General features: G+C 61.0%; 13 protein-coding genes and 3 tRNA genes. 5 read left to right on the forward strand and 11 right to left on the reverse strand.

Translation table 11 applies throughout. The features are described 5' to 3' along the window. Positions 1 to 12: 12 nt before the first annotated feature. Positions 13 to 1,002, forward strand: coding sequence for a Ppx/GppA phosphatase family protein (locus MTP16_RS19930; protein WP_243513098.1), 990 nt, complete (start codon positions 13 to 15; stop codon positions 1,000 to 1,002). Between the two features lie 133 nt (positions 1,003 to 1,135). On the opposite strand, the gene ppk1 is transcribed toward MTP16_RS19930, so the two are convergent. From ppk1 to MTP16_RS19985, 11 genes are all read right to left on the reverse strand, one after another. After that, positions 1,136 to 3,490: a polyphosphate kinase 1 gene (gene ppk1 / locus MTP16_RS19935; RefSeq protein WP_243513099.1), complete on the reverse strand. Its 2,355-nt coding sequence runs from the start codon at positions 3,488 to 3,490 to the stop codon at positions 1,136 to 1,138. 124 nt (positions 3,491 to 3,614) lie between these two features. After that, the gene (locus tag MTP16_RS19940) at positions 3,615 to 4,835 is read right to left on the reverse strand and encodes a sensor histidine kinase (RefSeq protein WP_243513100.1); all 1,221 of its coding nucleotides are present in this window, start codon (positions 4,833 to 4,835) and stop codon (positions 3,615 to 3,617) included. Positions 4,836 to 4,846: 11 nt separating this feature from the next. Beyond that, positions 4,847 to 5,260 (reverse strand): response regulator, encoded by a 414-nt coding sequence (locus MTP16_RS19945; protein ID WP_243513101.1) that lies wholly within the window; start codon positions 5,258 to 5,260, stop codon positions 4,847 to 4,849. 35 nt (positions 5,261 to 5,295) lie between these two features. Continuing rightward, a complete protein-coding gene (locus tag MTP16_RS19950; protein WP_243513103.1) occupies positions 5,296 to 7,611 on the reverse strand; it encodes an ATP-binding protein in 2,316 nt (771 codons plus the stop codon). Beyond that, positions 7,593 to 8,189 (reverse strand): biliverdin-producing heme oxygenase, encoded by a 597-nt coding sequence (locus tag MTP16_RS19955; protein ID WP_243513105.1) that lies wholly within the window; start codon positions 8,187 to 8,189, stop codon positions 7,593 to 7,595. Before MTP16_RS19955 ends, MTP16_RS19950 begins: the two co-directional genes overlap by 19 nt. Before the next feature lie 86 nt (positions 8,190 to 8,275). Beyond that, positions 8,276 to 8,686, reverse strand: coding sequence for a RidA family protein (locus tag MTP16_RS19960; RefSeq protein WP_243513106.1), 411 nt, complete (start codon positions 8,684 to 8,686; stop codon positions 8,276 to 8,278). Positions 8,687 to 8,791: 105 nt separating this feature from the next. Further along, the gene (gyrB, locus tag MTP16_RS19965; protein ID WP_243513108.1) at positions 8,792 to 10,786 is read right to left on the reverse strand and encodes a DNA topoisomerase (ATP-hydrolyzing) subunit B; all 1,995 of its coding nucleotides are present in this window, start codon (positions 10,784 to 10,786) and stop codon (positions 8,792 to 8,794) included. A gap of 228 nt (positions 10,787 to 11,014) precedes the next feature. Next, entirely contained in the window at positions 11,015 to 12,460 is a 1,446-nt protein-coding gene (locus tag MTP16_RS19970) for a T9SS type A sorting domain-containing protein (RefSeq protein WP_243513110.1), read from the reverse strand. 307 nt (positions 12,461 to 12,767) lie between these two features. After that, a tRNA-Arg gene (locus tag MTP16_RS19975) sits at positions 12,768 to 12,841 on the reverse strand. Positions 12,842 to 12,863: 22 nt separating this feature from the next. Then, positions 12,864 to 12,937, reverse strand: a tRNA-Pro gene (locus MTP16_RS19980). 80 nt (positions 12,938 to 13,017) lie between these two features. Continuing rightward, positions 13,018 to 13,105, reverse strand: a tRNA-Ser gene (locus tag MTP16_RS19985). Positions 13,106 to 13,269: 164 nt separating this feature from the next. On the opposite strand from MTP16_RS19985, the gene MTP16_RS19990 reads away from it, so the two are divergent. The 4 genes from MTP16_RS19990 (at position 13,270) to MTP16_RS20005 (ending at position 18,146) form a co-directional block, all read left to right on the forward strand. Beyond that, a complete protein-coding gene (locus MTP16_RS19990; protein WP_243513112.1) occupies positions 13,270 to 14,238 on the forward strand; it encodes a VWA domain-containing protein in 969 nt (322 codons plus the stop codon). Continuing rightward, positions 14,235 to 15,248, forward strand: coding sequence for a tetratricopeptide repeat protein (locus MTP16_RS19995; protein WP_243513113.1), 1,014 nt, complete (start codon positions 14,235 to 14,237; stop codon positions 15,246 to 15,248). The genes MTP16_RS19990 and MTP16_RS19995 overlap by 4 nt, the downstream gene beginning before the upstream one ends. Positions 15,249 to 15,387: 139 nt before the next feature. Next, positions 15,388 to 16,572 (forward strand): acetyl-CoA C-acyltransferase, encoded by a 1,185-nt coding sequence (locus tag MTP16_RS20000; protein ID WP_243513114.1) that lies wholly within the window; start codon positions 15,388 to 15,390, stop codon positions 16,570 to 16,572. A gap of 125 nt (positions 16,573 to 16,697) precedes the next feature. Continuing rightward, positions 16,698 to 18,146, forward strand: coding sequence for a toxin-antitoxin system YwqK family antitoxin (locus MTP16_RS20005; protein WP_243513115.1), 1,449 nt, complete (start codon positions 16,698 to 16,700; stop codon positions 18,144 to 18,146). Positions 18,147 to 18,375 lie beyond the last annotated feature (229 nt).

The raw sequence follows: 18,375 nt of genomic DNA on the forward strand, positions 1-18,375 counted from the left end.
GTTGTTTCCTGCATGAATTTTCCCCTCCGTAAGCTCGCCGCCATTGACATTGGGTCCAACGCCGTGCGGTGCCAGATTTCGGCGGTGTTGTATTACGAAGGCCGCTACCGTCTCAAGCGCGTGGAATACGTGCGCTTTCCCATGCGCCTGGGCGAGGACGTCTTTGCCACTGGTGAGATTTCGGCCGCCAAAGCCGACCAGTTCGTCAAGTTTCTGCATTCCCTCAAGCTGCTGATGGAGGTGCACAGCGTGGCCCATTACCTCGTGTGCGCCACCTCGGCCATGCGCTCGGCGGCCAACGGCGCGGCCATCGTGGCCCGCGTGCGCGAGGAGCTGGGCATGGAAATCAAGGTCATTGACGGCCAGGACGAGGCGTTCTACATCAACCGCGTCATCGAGCACGTGCTGGAAGACAAGCGCCATTACCTGCACATCGACGTGGGCGGCGGCAGCACCGAGTTCAACATCTACCACGACCGCCGCAAGGTGGCCGCGCAGTCGTTCGAAATCGGCTCCATTCGCCGCATGCAGCAGGAAGAAAGCGGCGGCGCCAGCACCGAGGCCCAGAACGAGCTTTGGGCCCGCATGGAAGCCTGGGTGCGTCAGAACGCCCGCCAGTACCACGTCACCCGCGCCATCGGCACGGGCGGCAACATCAACAAGCTCTACAGCCTCACTTCCGCCGCCCCCGACAAGCCCGTGACGCGCCGCAGCCTCGTCACCACCCTCGACCGCCTCGCCGGCCTGAGCATGAACGAGCGCGTGAACGTGGCCATGCTCAACCCCGACCGGGCCGACGTCATCGTGCCCGCTGGCCACATCTACCTCTCGGCCATGCAGTGGGCCAACGTCAACAACATGGTCGTGCCCGACATTGGCCTGAAGGACGGCATGCTGCAAGCTCTCTTCGAAGACTACTTCGACGAGCTCAGCCCCGACGGCACCCACCCCGCCCGCCTGCCCGTGCCCGACGTGCAGAACAGCCCCGCGGAACTGGAATAGAAGGAGATATAAAAAGGTAGTGTCATCCTGAGCGCAGCGAAGGACCTCATCACGCTTGAACAATTCGTTCTTTGGTGATAAGGTCCTTCGCTGCGCTCGGGATGACACTACCTTTTTGGTTCCTATAAAACTCCTACGCCCGCGCCGCCGTAGGCGTCACCGCTTCCTCGTCCACGTGCCCGACCGGGGTAGCATCATCCTCGCAAGCCTCGTCGTGCTCACCCTCGCCGAAAGCATCGTCGGCAGTGGCTTCCTGTGCTTCGGCCAGGGTCAGCGCGGCGGCCTCGGCTTCGGCCTGCTGCGCTGCTTCCACTTCCAGCCGGCGTTGCGCCTGCACGCCCAGCAGCGCCAGCATGCCCTCGGCCGTGGCCGTGGCTAGCTGGGCTTCGTCGCGTTTGAAGAAGTCTTTGTGCACGTTTACTACTGGTTCGCCCGGCGCGGGGCGCTGCCGGATGTAGGCCCCATCTTCCCGCATGAGGTAGCTATTCTGATTATCCATCATATTCATCATCAGAATATTAATAGCCTCGCGCTTAAGCTGCGGGTTAACAATCAAAAACAGGGCTTCGATGCGGCGGTCGAAGGAGCGCACCATGATGTCGGCCGAGCCTGCGTACACTTTGGCCTCGCCGCCGTTGTGGAAATAGAACAGGCGCGTGTGCTCCAGGTAGTCGCCCACGATGCTGCGTACCTCGATGTTTTCGCTGAGGCCCGGCCGCCCCGGGCGCAGGCAGCAAATGCCCCGCACCACAAACCGAATGGGTACCCCAGCCTTAGCAGCCCGGTAAAACTCGTCAATCAGCTCCTTATCCTCCAGGGAATTCATCTTCATCACGATGCCGCTGGGCAGGCCTTTTTTGGCGTGCTTCACTTCCTCCCGAATGAGGTGAATGAGTTGCTGGCGCATGTCTTTCGGCGCTGTGATGAGGTACTCGTAGTCGTCGGGCTGCGAGTGGCCGGTGATGACGTTGAAGAATTCCGACACATCGTGGCCGTACACGTCGTTGGTCGTGAGCAGGCTCACGTCGGTGTAGAGGCGCGAGGTTTGCTCGTTGTAGTTGCCCGAGCCGATGTGCACGTAGCGCGTCACCTTTTCGCCCTCCTTGCGGATAATCATGAGCAGCTTGGTGTGCGTCTTGTACTTGCTCACCCCGTAAATCACGAAGCAGCCCGCTTTTTCCAGCTTAGCGCCCTCCCGGATGTTCTTCTCCTCGTCAAACCGCGCTTTCACCTCGAACAGCACTGATACGTGCTTGCCGTTCTCGGCCGCCTTCAGCAGCGCTGCTGATACGCGGGAGTCGTCGGCTAGGCGGTAAATGGTTTGCTTAATGCCCAGCACGTGCGGGTCGACGGCGGCCTGCTCCAGCAAACGCACCATGGGGTCGATGCTGTTGTAGGGGTGGTGCAGCAACACGTCGTGGTGCTTGAGGTACTCGAAGAGGTTCTCCTCGGCGCCCTCGGGCAGGCTGAGCGGCTGCACCGATGAGGGCATTTTGGCCGTTTTGCCCCGGAAGTTGGGGTGGCGCACTATCTGCCACAGGCCCTTCAAGTCAATCAGTGAATTGATTACGAAAACGTTGCCGTTGTCGATATTCCACCGCTCGCGCAGCACCTGCATCAGGCTGGGCGAGGCGTTGGGCTCCACTTCCACGCGCACCACGCGGCCGCGCTTGCGGGTTTTCAGGCCCACCTGGATTTCCTTGATGAAGTCGTTGTCGATGTCGTCGGATTCTTCCAGGGTGAAGTCGCCGTTGCGCGTGATGCGGAACAGGTCGGCCGACACAATCTCCACGTTGCGAAACAGGCGCGGCAGGAACTCGCGCACCACTTCTTCGATAGGCACAAAAATGACTTTGTCTTTGCGCGTGAGCTCAAAAAACCGGGTCAGGTTCTGCGGAATCTGTACGAAGGTGAGGCGCTCCTGCCCTTTCTCGGCCTCGCCGTCGAGCCCTACCGCCAGGCCGCTGCCAATGCGCGTGACCACTCCGAAGATGAGCATCTGGTTCATCATCAACGGGAAGCCGTGGTACGAGTCGTACACCATCGGCGTGAGCAGCGGAAACACCGTGTTCTTGAAATACCCGTCGGCTTTCTTGATTTCGAGCTCCGTCAGGTCGCTCATCTTCAGAATATTAAAGCCATTCTTCTCAAAGTTGGGCTTTAACTCGTTCAGGTAGGTCAGGCTTTGGTCGTTCACGAACCGGTGCGCGAAGTCGAGCAGCTTGCGCCGGAAGGGCAGCTCGCGCAGGCCTGAGTAGTCAATTCGCTCCTTGCCGTAGTCGAGGTAGTTGTAGAGCGAGCCCACGCGAATCATGAAAAACTCGTCGAGGTTCGAGCTCGTGATGGCCAGAAACTTGAGCTTATCGAACAACCCCCGCCCGGCGTCCTGCGCCTGGTCGAGCACGCGGTAGTTGAAGCGCAGCCAGCTCAGGTCGCGGCTGATGTACTTGCTTTTGCGGATAAGGTCGGCGGACTTAAATAACTTCATGGACCACGGATTTTTTCGAATTTAAACGGATTACGCGGATTTTGGGGCACCGCGCCATCGTCTTCCGGCAAATTAACGGCAAGCATTGCCTCAAAACCGCGCCATTAAGGCATTATTAATCTGCCTAACCCACCGGCGGCCCCAGATACAGCCGAAACACGGTGCCCTCGCCCTCCTGGCTGGTCACTTCGATGCGGCCGCCCTGCGCCTGCACCAGCCGGTTGACCAGAAACAATCCCACGCCCGTGCCGGACGACGCCTGCGGGTGGAACCGCCGGAACAGCTGGAAAATCTCCCCGCCGTGCCGTTCCATGTCGATGCCCATGCCGTTGTCGCGCACTTCGAGCACCGGCTGGCCGGCTTCTTCGTAGGCCCGCACCTCCACGTTGCACCGTCGGTCGGAGTGCCGGTATTTCAACGCGTTGCTCAGCAAATTCAGCAGAATGGTGCGCAAGCTGCTGCGCCCAAACTGCAGCGAAGGCAGGGCGGCAAAATCGGTGTGAACGCAGCCCTTGGCCGCCGCCACCTGGGGCTGGAGCAGGGTCAGCACTTCTTTGGCCAGGTCGGCCAGTACTACTTTCTCGGTGGGCTGGCCCCCGGTCATGCGTTCGGCCTGCACCACGGCCGAAAGGTCGTGAATGGTTTTGCTTAGGTCATGCAACGACGAGTCGACCAAACGCAGCACCGTGCCGGCCTCCGCGTCGTGAAACGTGGCCGAACTGCGCAATTCCTCAAACAAGCCGCGCAGGTTGTCGACGGGCTGCTTCAGGTCGTGTGAAGCCGCGTACACAAAGTTGTCGAGGTCGGAGTTGGCGCGGGCCAGGTCGGAGTTGGCGGCTGTGAGCTGCGCGTTTTTGAGGCTGATTTCGTGGCGCGTCTCGGTCAGGGCGTCCAGCGAGTCGCGCAGCTGCTGGTTCACGGCGCGCAGCTCGTCGTGGTAGCGCGACACGTACTGCCGCCACTCGTTTTTCTCAATGGCGTGCAACACCGTTTTGGCCAGCAGTTCTTGGTCAAACTGCCGCTTCACCAAGTAGTCGAGGGCGCCGTTGTTGAGGGCGCGCACGGCCAGCTCCTCGCTACCGCCGCCGGTCACCATCACCACGCACAGGGTTTCGGGCGGTGTGAGCGTCTGCAGGTCGGCCAAAATGTCGAGGCCATCCGCATCCGGCAGGTTGTAATCAAGTAGCACACAGTCGGGGCGATGGGCCACAAACTGGGCCCGGGCCTCCTCTGCCGTGGCCGCTTCCTCGAAGCTGATGCTTTCAAAACCCAGGTGCCGGCCCAGAAACCGCCGGTACAGGGCGCGGTCTTGCTCGTTGTCGTCAACGAGTAATATTTTCTTCATGAGGCCTGCTCCTACAATGCCTTCGGCAGCTCTGAGGTTTCCAGCCAGTATTGGATGGCGTTGCGGACTTTTTCCTCTAGAGCGGCGTACTCGATGGGTTTGGCAAGGTAGCTGTTGGCGCCCATTTGGTAGCAGTCGGCAATGTCGCCGGCGCTGGTCGAGGTGCTGAACACGATGACGGGGATGGGCTGCAGCTTGGGGTCGCGCTTCATGATTTCGAGCACGGCGCGCCCGTCGGTGCCGGGCATATTTAGGTCGAGCAGTACGAAGGCGGGCAGGGTTTGGGGCCAGCCCGAGGCCTTGCCATAGCCCTGCAGGTACGCCAGGGCCTGGTCGCCGTCTTCGCAGCGCAGCACCGGGTTTTGCAAGGCATGCTTCCGAAACACACGGCTCAGGGCCATGAAGTCTTCGGCGCTGTCTTCCACGACAAGAATGGGTTTAAGTGGCGATAAAAGCACGGTTACCGGCGGATTTTAGGAATAGTGAAGTAGAAAGTGGCCCCCTGGCCGGGCTGCGAATCAACCCACAGGACGCCGCCATGTTTTTCAACCATCTTTTTGGCGATGGCCAGGCCCGCGCCGGTACCTCCTCCGTACTTGTCCGGGGTGTGCAGGCGCTTAAATAGTTTGAAGATGTTGTTTTGGTGGCGGGGGTCAATCCCGATGCCGTTGTCCTGTACGTAAAACACGTAGAATTCGGCGCGATTTACCGCGGGAAAAAGCCCAACAGCTGCCTCACCCACCCGAATGACCTTTTCTGGCCGGTCGTTGTACTTCATGGCATTCGAAAACAGGTTGCTGAACACCTCCTGAATCCGAATCCGGTCGCCCATAATGGCCGGCAGCTTATCCGCTACGATGAGCTGCGTCTGGGTTTCCTCAAAGCGCAGCTGCAGCAGGTCGTTCACTTCCTCCAGCACCTCGTTCAGGTCCACCGCTTCCAGCTCCAGTTCGGCCCGGCCCACGCGGGAGAGCTGCAGCAACGATTCAATCAGGCCCTCCATGCGCTGGCTCAGGCGCACCAGGGTTTGCAGCCGGTGCACGCCCTCTTCGTCGAGCTTGTCGGCGTAGTCCTCAAGCAAAAAGAGGGAATAGTTGTGAATGCCACGCAGGGGCTCTTTCAAATCGTGCGAGGCCACGTAGGCAAACGAGTCGAGGTCGTCGTTGCTGCGGGCCAGTTCGGCGTTGAGGCGGCTCAGGCTGCGAGCCTGCGACTGCAACTCGTTGAACACCTTGAGGCGGATGTCGGAAATGCGCAGCCGGATTTCCTTGGCCGCTTCCAGCTCCACGGGCCGCCACGGGGCCGCGGTATTTTCCACCAGCTGCTTCCAGGACTCAAACGACTGGCGAGGCGAAAGAAATACCTGACCATCCACCAAGGTCTGGTTTTTCTCGTGCTGGCCGGCCCAGGTCACGGTACGCACCTGCTCGGGCCGGAACCAGAGCAGGTAGTTGCCGGACGCATCGGCCAACGAGGCCGCAATGATGCCGCTGGCCGTGGCCCGCATGGCCAGCCCGGCCGGGTTGAGCGCGGCGTAGGACGAAGTCGAAAACACGTCCTCCGGCGCGTGTTCCTGCAGCCAAGCTATCAGGTCGCGGATTTGCTCGGGCGTGGGCGTGCTGCCCAGCGTGATGAGTTCATCGTTGAAGCACACCGCCGCCCCGCCGCAGTCGAACACGTCCTGAAGCGTGGGAAAAAACCGGCACAGGCCGTCCACAAAATTGGTTTGGCCCGATACGGTGACGTGCTCGAACAGCTCGCTCTGCCGCTCGCTGATGCGCAGCTGGTACTCGGTATTATCGAGCAGCTCTTTACTGGCCAGCAGGGCTGAGAACGTTTTGCCGATGAACTGGCACAGGTCGCGCAGCTCGTAGCTCACCAGCCGGGGCGTGAGATGGTGGCAAGTCACCATGCCCCACAGCTTGCCATTCTGAATGAGCGAGATGGTCATCGTAGCGCCCGAGCCCATGTTGCGCAAATACTCCAGGTGAATGGGCGACACGCTCCGCAGCACGGCGTAGGTCATGTCGGGCGGGCGGCCCGAGGCGGGGTTGCGCACCGGCACCAGCGGCACCGGCGCGTAGCCGGCATCGGGGATGAAGCGTAGCCAGTTTTTGAGGTACATGGCCCGCGCCTGCTGCGGAATGTCGGTGGCCGGGTAATGAATGCCGAGCCAGGGGTCGAGGTCGTCGCGCTTGGCTTCGGCAATGACTTCGCCGCTTTCGTCGGCCGCGAAGCGGTAAATGGCCACCCGGTCGAAACCGGTGAGGGCCCGCACCTGGTCCACGGTGTGCTGGCAAAACTCCAGCACCGAGCCCGCGGCCAGCATCTGGCCCAGGGCGGCGTTCAGAAATGGCAGGTCGAGGGGCGCCTCGTCGAGCTGGTCCACCGGCTCAAATTCCAGCCACAGCACCCCGTCGTAGCGGTGCATGATGATTTTGAAGTACGGCTGCCCGGCCACCGGGGCCAGGCGCACGCCCAGCAGCTTGGGCGCCGTGCTCAGCGTGCCCAGCAGCGCTTCCACTTTGGCTTGCTGGTCAGGGGCCAGCACCTGGTCGAGGCCGCCGCCAACCAGGCGCTCAGCCGGCTGGCCCAGGTAGGTTTCGGTGTTAGCGCTGGCCTGTACGATGCGCTGCGTGTGCTCGTCGAGGCACAGCAGAAAGCCGTAGGGCTGAATGGCGCCCGGAATGTGAATGGGCTCCCGGTCGCAGTTGTTCAGGGTGATGGTGGCGCCCAGCAGGCTTTCGTCGGTGTAGCTCAAGGTTTGTTTATCCACGCAGCAAGACATTGAAAAGTAAGAGCGGCCGAAGCCACAATTTCGTCGGCAGTATCTGAGGTAGCGGCCTCCGTCAGCAGGTGGCAGAACGCTTTCCACATCGGTCCGGTTCGCTCGCCATACCCCGCAAAATAGCGCCGCAGCGGAATGCCCGCTTTTTCCAGCTGCCGGGTGATGACCTGTCCGCCCAGTGTCGAGCCCTCCAGCACGTACATGGCTCCCAGCAGCTGCGGCCGCGTGTGCAGCGGCGGCATATCCGGGCACAGCGGCAACCCAGAGTCAGTGGCGGCGCGCCCCAAGTCCTCCAGAATCAGGGGCGCGCGAAAGCGTTGCGGCAGCTGCCAGGCCGGGCCAAAATCGGCTTCGTGCTGGCGCAAGGCGGTTTCGTAGGGCTGCAAAAACCCGTACATCCGCTCCAGGAAATGCGCTGTACCGGCTGCCGTGGGCGCACCCGCCCGCAACGCTTCGTTGAACGCGCCGGCTTCAAGGGCGTCGTGGTACGGGCGGGTTTCGGCACGCAGCCGGGCCAGAATAGGCGGCGCGGCTGGCGTTTCAGGTTGGTTGGGAACAGTGGGCATCAAGAAGGAATGTGCATCGGATAAAACCGACGCAGTGTAACTGCCAAAATTAGGGCAGACCAACCGCTTCCGCTTTTTAGCAAGTGCTAATTTCCGCAGGACTGCGCGTTTCCCTCCCCGGTAATGATGGCCGTTGCCTCAATCTCAACCAGTAAGTGCGGGTCAATCAGGGCCTTCACTTCCAGCATCGACGAAGCCGGCCGAATCTCACCGAACACTTCGCCGTGCGCCCGCCCCACGGCCTCCCACTGCCCAATATCGGTGACGAAAATGCGCGTCCGCACCACGTCGGCAAAGGAGGCCCCGGCCGCTGCCAGGGCGTCCCCTATTTTTTCGAGCGCCCGCTTGGTCTGGGCATACACCTCGGCCCCGCCCGTTATCACGTCGCCGTCCTGGGCCGTGGTGCCGGCCACTTCCACCACGTTGCCCACGCGCACGGCGCGCGAATAGCCCACCAGGGGCTCCCAGGGAGCCCCTGAGGAAATCAGTTGTCGCATAAAAGTCAAGTGTAGTTAATGCAAAAAAAAGAGGCAGCCGAAATCGGCTGCCTCTTCCTAATCATAAAATCTGCAAAATCCGTTAAATCCGCATCATCTGCGGTCCTAAACGTCCAGCTTGGCGTACTTGGCGTTGCGCTCGATAAAGTCGCGGCGCGGGGCCACCTCGTCGCCCATCAGCATCGAGAACAGGTGGTCGGCCTCGGCGGCCGATTCCACCGTTACCTGCTTCAGCGAGCGGGTGATGGGCTGCATGGTGGTTTCCCAAAGTTGCTCGGCGTTCATCTCGCCCAGCCCTTTGTAGCGCTGCACGTTCACGGTTTCGGGCTTGCCGCGGCCGAGGTCGGCCTGGGCCTGGGCGCGCTCCTCCTCGGTCCAGCAGTAGCGCTCTTCCTTGCCGCGCTTCACGAGGTAGAGCGGCGGCAGGGCGATGTAGATGTAGCCGCGGTCCACCAGCTCGCGCATGTAGCGGAAGAAGAAGGTGAGAATCAGCGTGCGGATGTGCGAACCGTCGATGTCGGCGTCGGTCATGATGATGACCTTGTGGTAGCGCAGCTTGTCGAAGTTCAGCGGGCCGGTTTCGGTGCCTTCCTCGTCGGTAGTGAAAGCCAGCGACTTGCGCTCGTTGAACGTGACGCCCAACGCGGTAATCATGTTCTTGATTTCCTCGTTTTCCAGGATTTTGTGCTCCTGAGCCTTCTCCACGTTCAGAATCTTACCACGCAGCGGCAGAATGGCCTGGAACGCCCGGTTGCGGCCCTGCTTGGCGGTGCCGCCGGCCGAGTCACCTTCCACCAAATACAGCTCACAGATTTCCGGGTCGGAGTCGGAGCAGTCGGCCAGCTTGCCGGGCAGCGAGTTCGAGCCCAGCACGTTCTTGCGCTGCACCATGTCCTTGGCCTTGCGGGCGGCGATGCGGGCCTTGGCGGCCAGAATCACTTTCTCCATGATGCGGTTGGCCTGGTTGGGGTTTTCGTCCAGGTACTGCGTCAGGATTTCGCCCACCACCGAGTTCACCGCGCCGCTCACTTCGGAGTTGCCCAGCTTGGTTTTGGTCTGGCCCTCAAACTGCGGCTCGGCCACTTTCACCGAGATAACGGCTGTCAGGCCCTCGCGGAAGTCGTCGCCGGTGATTTCCACCTTGGCTTTCTCAAACAGCTTGTTCTTGTCGCCATAGGCTTTCAACACGCGCGTCACCGCCGAGCGGAAACCGCCCACGTGGGTGCCCCCTTCGATGGTGTTGATGTTGTTGACGTAGGAATAGACGTTCTCCTGGTACGAGGTGTTGTACTGCAGGGCCACTTCCACGGGCGTGCCGCCCTTCTCGCTCTCCACATAAATGGGCTCGGAGAGCAGCGAGGGCCGCTGCTCGCCGTCGAGGTATTGCACGAAGTCGCGCAGGCCGCCGGTCGAGTAAAACTCGTCGCCGCGGAACTCGCCGTTCTCCAGCTTCTCGCGCAGGTCAGTCAGAGTGATGCGGATGCCTTTGTTCAGGTAGCTCAGGTCGCGCAGGCGGCCGGCAATGGTGTCGTAGCGGTACTCAGTTTCGGCGAAGATGGTGGGGTCGGGCAGGAACTGCACCTCGGTGCCGTGCTCATCGGTGTCGCCAATCTCCTTCACGTCGTACTGCGGGAAGCCAATCTTGTATTCCTGCTGGTACACGTGCCCTTTGCGGCGCACGGTCACCTTCAGGTCGGTGCTGAGCGCGTTCACGCAGCTCACGCCCACACCGTGCAGGCCGCCCGACACCTTGTAGGAGCCCTTGTCGAACTTGCCGCCGGCGTGCAGCACGGTGAGTACCACCTCCAGGGCCGAGCGGCCCTCCTTGGCGTGGAAATCGACCGGGATGCCGCGGCCGTTGTCGCGCACGGTGATGGAGTTGTTTTCATTGATGGTGACGTTAATCAGGTCGCAGTGGCCGGCCAGGGCTTCGTCGATGGAGTTGTCGACCACTTCCCACACCAGGTGGTGCAGGCCTTTGAGGCCGGTGTCGCCGATGTACATGCTGGGCCGCTTGCGCACGGCCTCCAGGCCTTCGAGTACTTGAATGCTGTCAGCGGTATAGTCCGGCTGCGGGGTTTTTGCGGTTGTTTCGCTCATGTGGGCGGGATTAAATCAGGTCGTAAAACAGCCGTGTGGGCTGCCAGTTACTGAACACTCAAAAGTACATATTTAATCCCATTTTAGGGAATTTTCGCGGTTTTTATCCCCGGATTTTTTCATTTTCAGCACCCTGAAAATCAAGTAGAAAAACCCACACCGAAGCGCACAAAAAAAAGGCCTTTCCCGACTGGGAAAGGCCTTTTTTAACAAGACTAAAAACGATGATTAGTTAATCACCAGCTTTTGCGTGGCAATGCCAGCGTCGCCGCGCAGCTGCAGGGTGTACACCCCGGTTTTTTCACCGCTCAGGTCGATGGAGAACTTCTTCGAACCCACCGCCGTCGCGTTCAGCGTTTGCGACTTCACCGTGCGGCCCATGGCATCCACCACCGTGAGTTGGGCACCGGCTTTCATCGTCGAACCCAGTTCTACGTTGAACACACCAGCAGCGCCGGGGTTGGGGAATACACTCAGCGATTGTTGCAAGGCAGCATCGCGGGTAGACAAAGGCACAATTCGGGCTTTGTACAGGCCACCCACACCGTTGGCATCAGTCGATGCGCCGGCGTAGCCTTCAGCCAAGGCACCATTCGTTCCGGGAACCAAGTCAAACGCAAAGAAGCCCTGGCTGCTGTTCATGCTGGTCCAGGTCACGCCGTCGGTGCTGTAGGAAGAGCCAAAGTCGGCGGCCACGCCGGGCGTAGAGGCGGGAAAACGCTGGCCCACGCTGTAATAACGGCCGTTCACGGCATCGATGTCGTACCAGAAAAAGCTGCCGGTGTTAGTATTGTTCGGAGTAATGGGTTGCCAGGTGTCGCCGCCGTCGCTGGTACGGATAACGTTCACGGCCGTGAGTGAGCCGCCCGCAGCCTTGGTGTTGTAAGCAATGCCGTTCTGTGGGTCTTTAAAGGCGAGCTTGCTGATGGTTTCGGTCAGCGGCGTGGGCTGGCTCACCGTCCAAGTGATGCCACGGTCCGTCGATTTGTAAACGCGCTCCTGCTCATTTGGTCCGCCCGAAGCGCCGCCAAACCAGATGGTGTTGCCCAGGGCAAAAAACGAACGCACCAAGGCCGCTTCGCCGGTAAAGGGAGTCAGCGTGCTGGTTTGCGGAATGCGCGTCCAAGTCACACCGCCGTTAGTAGTGCGTAGAATCTCGAAATAACCGTTGGTCGGGTCGCCCACGGCCACGCCTTCATTGGCATCGAACATGTGCACGAAGTCGAGGAAACCGCCATTGGCTGCCACAAATTGGGTATTGGTATTTGTGGTTTTGGTCCAGCTTTGGCCGCCCGTGGTGGTGCGCAGGATGTCGCCCCCGCCAGTTGAACCGTATTTCGCGGCCACGGCCGTAGTGGCCGAAACAGCAGATATGTTCGCCGTTTCGTAGGTAGCATTCTGCCCCGCGGCCGAGATGGCGTCAAAGTAGAATTCCGTACCGGTGGCGTTGTTGGTTGCGAAGAAATAGTTGGCAACACCGTTTGTAAGGTCTTCAGCCACCACCCACGACACGTTCGACGAAACGGTGTTCACATGCACGGTGCGATACCCGGGAGCAAACGAAGCGACGCTGGTCGTGTTCACCGGTACCCACGGGCCCAGGTTGACTGTCGGCTGCGCATAGGCGTTGCTCACAGCTCCGAGCAAACCCAAGGAAAGTAGGAATTTCTTCATGGTTAAAAAAGGTAATTGGGGGTGGCTAAAAAGAAGGGGGGTGTAAAAGAAAGATGCCTTTGGTCACAGCAGTCAGTTGGGTGTGCTAGCTGTGTTTGGGGCCCAAGATACGGAAAACAGCCGATTCTCAGCGTGAGAAACGTTAGATTTAGCTTCGGGGTTGTAGCCAGGCCTGCCATTCCGAATGCGACGATTGGCTTTTGTAATTTTGGTAACCAAGCTTTTCGTTAGTGGTCGATGCTTCGAATTGAAGCAACAAGCCATGCATGCAAAAGCCCTTCCCTGAAGCAGGGAAGGGCTTGAACAGTGGCCCCGTTTGGATTCGAACCAAAGACCGACTACTTAGAAGGTAGTTGCTCTATCCAGCTGAGCTACGGGGTCGAAAACGGGGCGGGAAATAAAGTCGGGGTGGCAGGATTCGAACCTACGACCTCCTGCTCCCAAAGCAGGCGCGATACCGGGCTACGCTACACCCCGAAAAAAAATAATGTTGGGCTTAGAAAGCGTCCTACTGGGTGGAGCCCCAACGGGATGCTTTCGCAACCCAACATTATTAGTGGAGAAGGGGGGATTCGAACCCCCGGTAACCTTTAGAGCTACGGCAGTTTAGCAAACTACTGGTTTCAGCCACTCACCCACTTCTCCGGCTGGTTTTCGCTTCCGTCCGAAGCGGGTGCAAATATACTAGCCGAACTGAATTGACCATGCCCTCATCGAAAAAAAATATCTTTGGGGCCCCGCTGTCACCAATTCGGGTTCGTGTTGTTGCTTTGGGGCAGGGCTGCCTTTCTGACTTTTAACTACTGCATTTGCTAACCTGGGCTTATCCTGATTTTATTGCCGTGGGCGTCGCGCTGGCGCTGGCCTTGGCGCTGCTGGGCCGGCACTGGGCGCGCACGGGCCGGGCCGGCTGGGCACTGGGCAGCCGCGCCCGCCACCGCGGCTGGAAGCTGGCCCTGCGACTGGCGGCTGGTGTGGCCCTACTGGCGGCGGCCATGGGCCCCTCGCTGGGCGTGAGCCAGCGGCCGGTGCGCACGGCCGGCAAAGACGTGTGGCTGCTGGTGGACGTGTCGCGCTCGATGGACGCCCCCGACGTGACGCCCTCGCGCCTGCTGCGAGCCCAAGCCGAGCTGGAAGAACTGGTGGTCCAGTTTCCGGCCGACCGGCTGGGGCTGGTGGTGTTCGGGGCCGAAGCTAAGGTGCAATGCCCGCTGACCTATGACCAAGCGGCGGTGCAGGTGTTCATTCGAACATTGCGCACCAGCCTGCTGCCCGCCGGCCCCACCACCCTGCGCGAGCCGCTGGAATTGGTGCTAAAGCGCTTGGGCACCTCCCCGGCAGCCACGCCCCGAGCCACGGCCCTGGTGCTGGTGAGCGACGGCGAGGACTTCGGCGAGAACCTGGAGCCGGTGCTGCGGGAGCTGGGCCGCACCGGCGCCCGCATCTACACCGTGGGCGTGGGCACGGCCAAAGGCGCCCGCATTCCCACCACGGCCGGGGGGTTTGTGCGCGACGGCAAGGGCCAAGTGGTGCAAACCCGACTGCGGGAAGCGACGCTCCTGCAGCTCGCGGCCCAGACGGGCGGGCAATACGTGGAACTGAACGACCAGCAAAACGGCTTCGCCCCCTTGCTCCGCCTGCTGCGCAACATGCCCGGCCTGGCCGAACAGGTGCGTACCGTGCCGGTGGCCGACAACCGCTACCGCTATGCTCTGGCGGCCGCGCTGCTGCTGCTGGCCCTGGATGTGGCCCTCACCGTAACCACCATACGGCTATGAAATATTGGGTATTGGCGGCATTGCTACTTAGTGGCCCCGGCTTGCAGTTGCTCACCCGCGTGCGCGACCGCAACGAGGCGGTGGCCACGGGCACCGCCGCTTACCGCCGGGGCGAAACCGCGCTGGCCGTGTACGCCTTCGAGAATGCGCTCAATGCCAAGGCCCGCCGCCCTGCCGACCCCCGCCTGCTCCTGAACCTAGCCCACGCGCAAACCCGGGCGGGCATGCTGGTGCCCGCGCAGGCCACGTATGAGCGACTGCTTACGGGCTCGCCGGCCGCGCTGAGCAGCGTGGCGCGGCAGCAGTTGGCGGTGCAGGCCGCCCGGCAAGGCAAACTGGCCCAGGCAATTGGCTTGTTGCGCCAAGCATTGATACTGAACCCAGGGAACGCGGGTGCCCGCTACGACTACGAAGTGCTAATCGAGTACCTGGGCAAGCGGCCGAACGCGCCGAAAATTCCGCCCCCGCCCACTCCTAAGGAAAAGAATGCGGCGGATGAAAAAGCAGCGCCCGAAAAAAACGGCACGGCCCAGAACCAACCCGCCGAGAAAGCCGGCACGGACCGCCAAGGCGAGGTGAATGACTCGAAGCCCAGTCCGGTCCCACCCACGGGCCCACCGGACTCCCGACCCGACCCGGCCGGACAGCCCGACCAGCGCCAGCCCAGTGCTGCCCCTGCGAGCGCGGCCGCTGGCGGCCGCACCCTGGGCAACGGCACGCGGCAGCCTCTTCCTTCGGGCGAGGAGCCCGGGCAGCAGCGCGGCCTCGACCGCAGTGCAGGCGCCTCCTCCCCCACCGCAAATGGGCGCAGCAACCACCCCGGCACCGAGGCGGCCACGCCGGCCGACGTGCAGCTCCAAACCCAGCGCGAGCGCCTGCAAGCCATGAACCTGAGCCCGGCCCAGGCGCGCCAACTGCTGGAAACGTTGCGCGCACAGGAGCAACAGTACCTGCAGCAACTGGCGCGCCCACCGGCTCAAAAGCCCAACCCCAATAAGCCAACTTGGTAATTTCAACCTGAAAACAAGCCCTTTAACTTGGTAACCAAAGCAGGCTAACGCCTGTTAGGCTGATTCCTCGCTGGGGGCCGGTAAATCCGTACTTTTGCGGCCAGATTCAACCTCCCACCCCACTTCAATTAACATCGGTATGCAAACCAAAGAAGTTGTCATTATTTCCGCTGTCCGCACGCCCATCGGGTCGTTTGGCGGGGCGCTGGCGTCGTTGTCGGCCACTGAACTGGGCGGCATTGCGCTGAAAGGCGCCCTGGACAAGGCCGGCGTGGCGCCGTCGGAAGTTGAGCAGGTGATTATGGGCAACGTGATTTCGGCCAACCTGGGCCAGGCGCCCGCCCGCCAGGCCGCTAAAAAGGCCGGCCTGCCCGACACCGTGGAATGCACGACCGTGAATAAAGTATGCGCTTCGGGCTCGAAGGCCATCATGTTTGCCGCCCAGGCCATCATGCTGGGGCAAGCCGATGTGATTCTGTCCGGCGGTATGGAGAGCATGAGCAACGTGCCCTATTACCTCGACAAAGCCCGTTTCGGCGCCAAGTACGGCCACGGGCAGATGATTGACGGGCTGGTGCGCGACGGCCTGTGGGACCCCTACCACGACTACGCCATGGGCAACGCGGCCGAAAACACGGCCAAGGAAATGGGCATCACCCGCGAACAGCAAGACGCTTTCGCCATCGAGAGCTACACGCGCAGCGCCGCTGCCGCCAAAGCCGGCAAGAAGAAGGACGAAATTGTGCCCGTGACCATTGAAAGCCGAGGCAAAACCACCGTTATCGAAGATGACGAGGAATACCTGAAGGTAGATTTCGCCAAAGTGCCCGGCCTGAAGCCCGCCTTCATCAAAGAAAACGGCACCGTGACGGCCGCCAACGCCTCCACCCTGAACGACGGCGCCGCCGCCGTGCTGCTGATGAGCCGCGAGAAAGCCGACGCACTGGGCCTCACGCCCATCGGCCGCATCCTGGGCTTTGCCGATGCCGAGCAGGCGCCGGAGTGGTTCACCACTTCGCCCGCGCTGGCCATTCCGAAAGCCCTGAAAAATGCCGGTAAGACGGCGGCTGACGTGGATTTCTACGAAATCAACGAAGCTTTCTCGGTGGTGAGCCTGGCCAACAACAAGCTGCTGAACCTGGAAGGCACCAAAGTGAACAAGTACGGCGGCGCCGTGAGCCTGGGCCACCCGCTGGGCGCTTCGGGCGCGCGCATCGTGACCACGCTGATGAACGTGCTCAAGAACGAGGGTGGCAAAATCGGGGTGACGGGCATCTGCAACGGCGGCGGCGGCGCCAGCGCCATTGTGGTGGAGGCGCTGTAGCGCGACGCTCGAACCGAAGTTTTAAGAGCCCCATCGATATTTCGGTGGGGCTTCTTTTTTTGGCCCGAATTTTAAGAGCTTGCCATTCACTGCACGGAAATAGCATTTCCTGCGTTCTTGCGCCTATGAAATACCTGGTTCCTGTTTTCTTTTTGCTGCTGGCGCTGCCCTCGCACGGGCAGCGGCTGCGGCGGTTTATCTCTTATTATGATTCGCTGAAAACCAACAAGCGCGAGGTGTACACGGCACTTGTGGCGGCCGATACGGTGCCGCAGGGCACCTACAAACGGTTTTACCGCAACGGCAAGCTGGAGCAACAAACCAGCTTCACCCAAGGCAAGCGCGACTCGGCTTATGTGGAGTTTCACCCCACCGGCACCCGGCGGCTGGAGGCTACTTATAAGGACGGCATCCGGCAGGGTCCCTTCAAAACCTACTACAACGACGGCCACGTGGCCCAGGCGGGCTTTTTTGAAAACGACGAGCCCACCGGCGAAATCACCTACTACCACCCCGACGGCTCGGTGAAGCTACGCACCACGCTGGTGAAGGGGCAGCCCAATGGCGCGCTGAAGGCGCTGTATCCGGATGGGAAAACGCAGGCCGAAATCAGCTACGTAGACGGCCAGCCGAACGGCGCGGTGAAGTTTTACTACCCCAACGGCGTGGTGCAGAGCGAGGGCAGCTTCACGAAAGGCTTGTTGTCGGGCCCGTATAAAACGTATTACCCCAACAGCCAGATTGAGGTGGAAGTGCTGGCCGACAAAAACGGCCGCGGCCGATACCGCAGCTACTACATGAGCGGCAAGCTGCAAACCGAGAGCACCTACGCCCCGGCCCCGCTGCAGCAGCGCGCGGTGAAAAACCCGCTGGGCGACGACCTGACCAAGCGCGCCGCCCCGGTGAGCGGCACCGCCAACCTCGACGGGCCGGCCACCAGCTACTACGAGAGCGGGCAGGTGAAATCGAAGCTTACCTACAAGAACGGCATCCCTACCGGCCACGGCCTCGAATACTTCGAAAACGGCCACCTGCGCGAGGAAACTGACTACGGCAACGGTGGCAAAGACCGCAAAATCACGCGCTACCAGGACCTGGCCGGGCAAGTAAAACAGGCTGAAGAACAGTTTAAGAACAACCGCCCGGCCGGTACCTGGCGCGAGTTTTATCCCGACGGCAAGACGCCCCGCAAGGTGGAAACCTATGGCCCCCAGGGCAAGCTGGTGGGCGAGCGCCTCACCTACTTCGAGAACGGCACGGTGCAGAGCCGGCAGCCCTACCTAAACGGCTTCATGGCCGGGGTGGCGCAGGAATATTTTCCCTCGGGCAAGGTGCGCAAGGAAACCACCTACGTGCGCAGCCAGATTCAGGGCCCTTTTAAGGAGTACCGGGAAGATGGCACGCTGGCCGTGAATGGCCTCTACCGCAACAGCAAGCAGAGCGGCGTGTGGACCTATTACAAGGAAGACGGCACCACCGTTGACCGCACCGTGACTTACCGCAACGGCGTGCTGGTGGCCGACCCGGTGCACCAGCCCAAGCCAAAACCCAAGGCGCCGGTGAAGCGGCGGTAGCCCGCAAAAGTCTCCTGATTTGTAAAAGCCCCGGCCGGTTGGCCGGGGCTTTTTTGTGACCGATGGAAAAGTTTAGCCCATGGGCAACCCCACTATTGGCGCTTGCATCTATTAGCCGAACGCCACGCTCAGCCACTAATCCGCTTTCGAGTTCTCGCGCCCGCTTCAGGCCATAAAAATTTCTCCTTGTTAATCAATGGGTAATAAAATCAAAAGCTAAGCTTAAGGC

The sequence above is a fragment of the Hymenobacter monticola genome, assembly GCF_022811645.1.
Taxonomy (GTDB): domain Bacteria; phylum Bacteroidota; class Bacteroidia; order Cytophagales; family Hymenobacteraceae; genus Hymenobacter; species Hymenobacter monticola.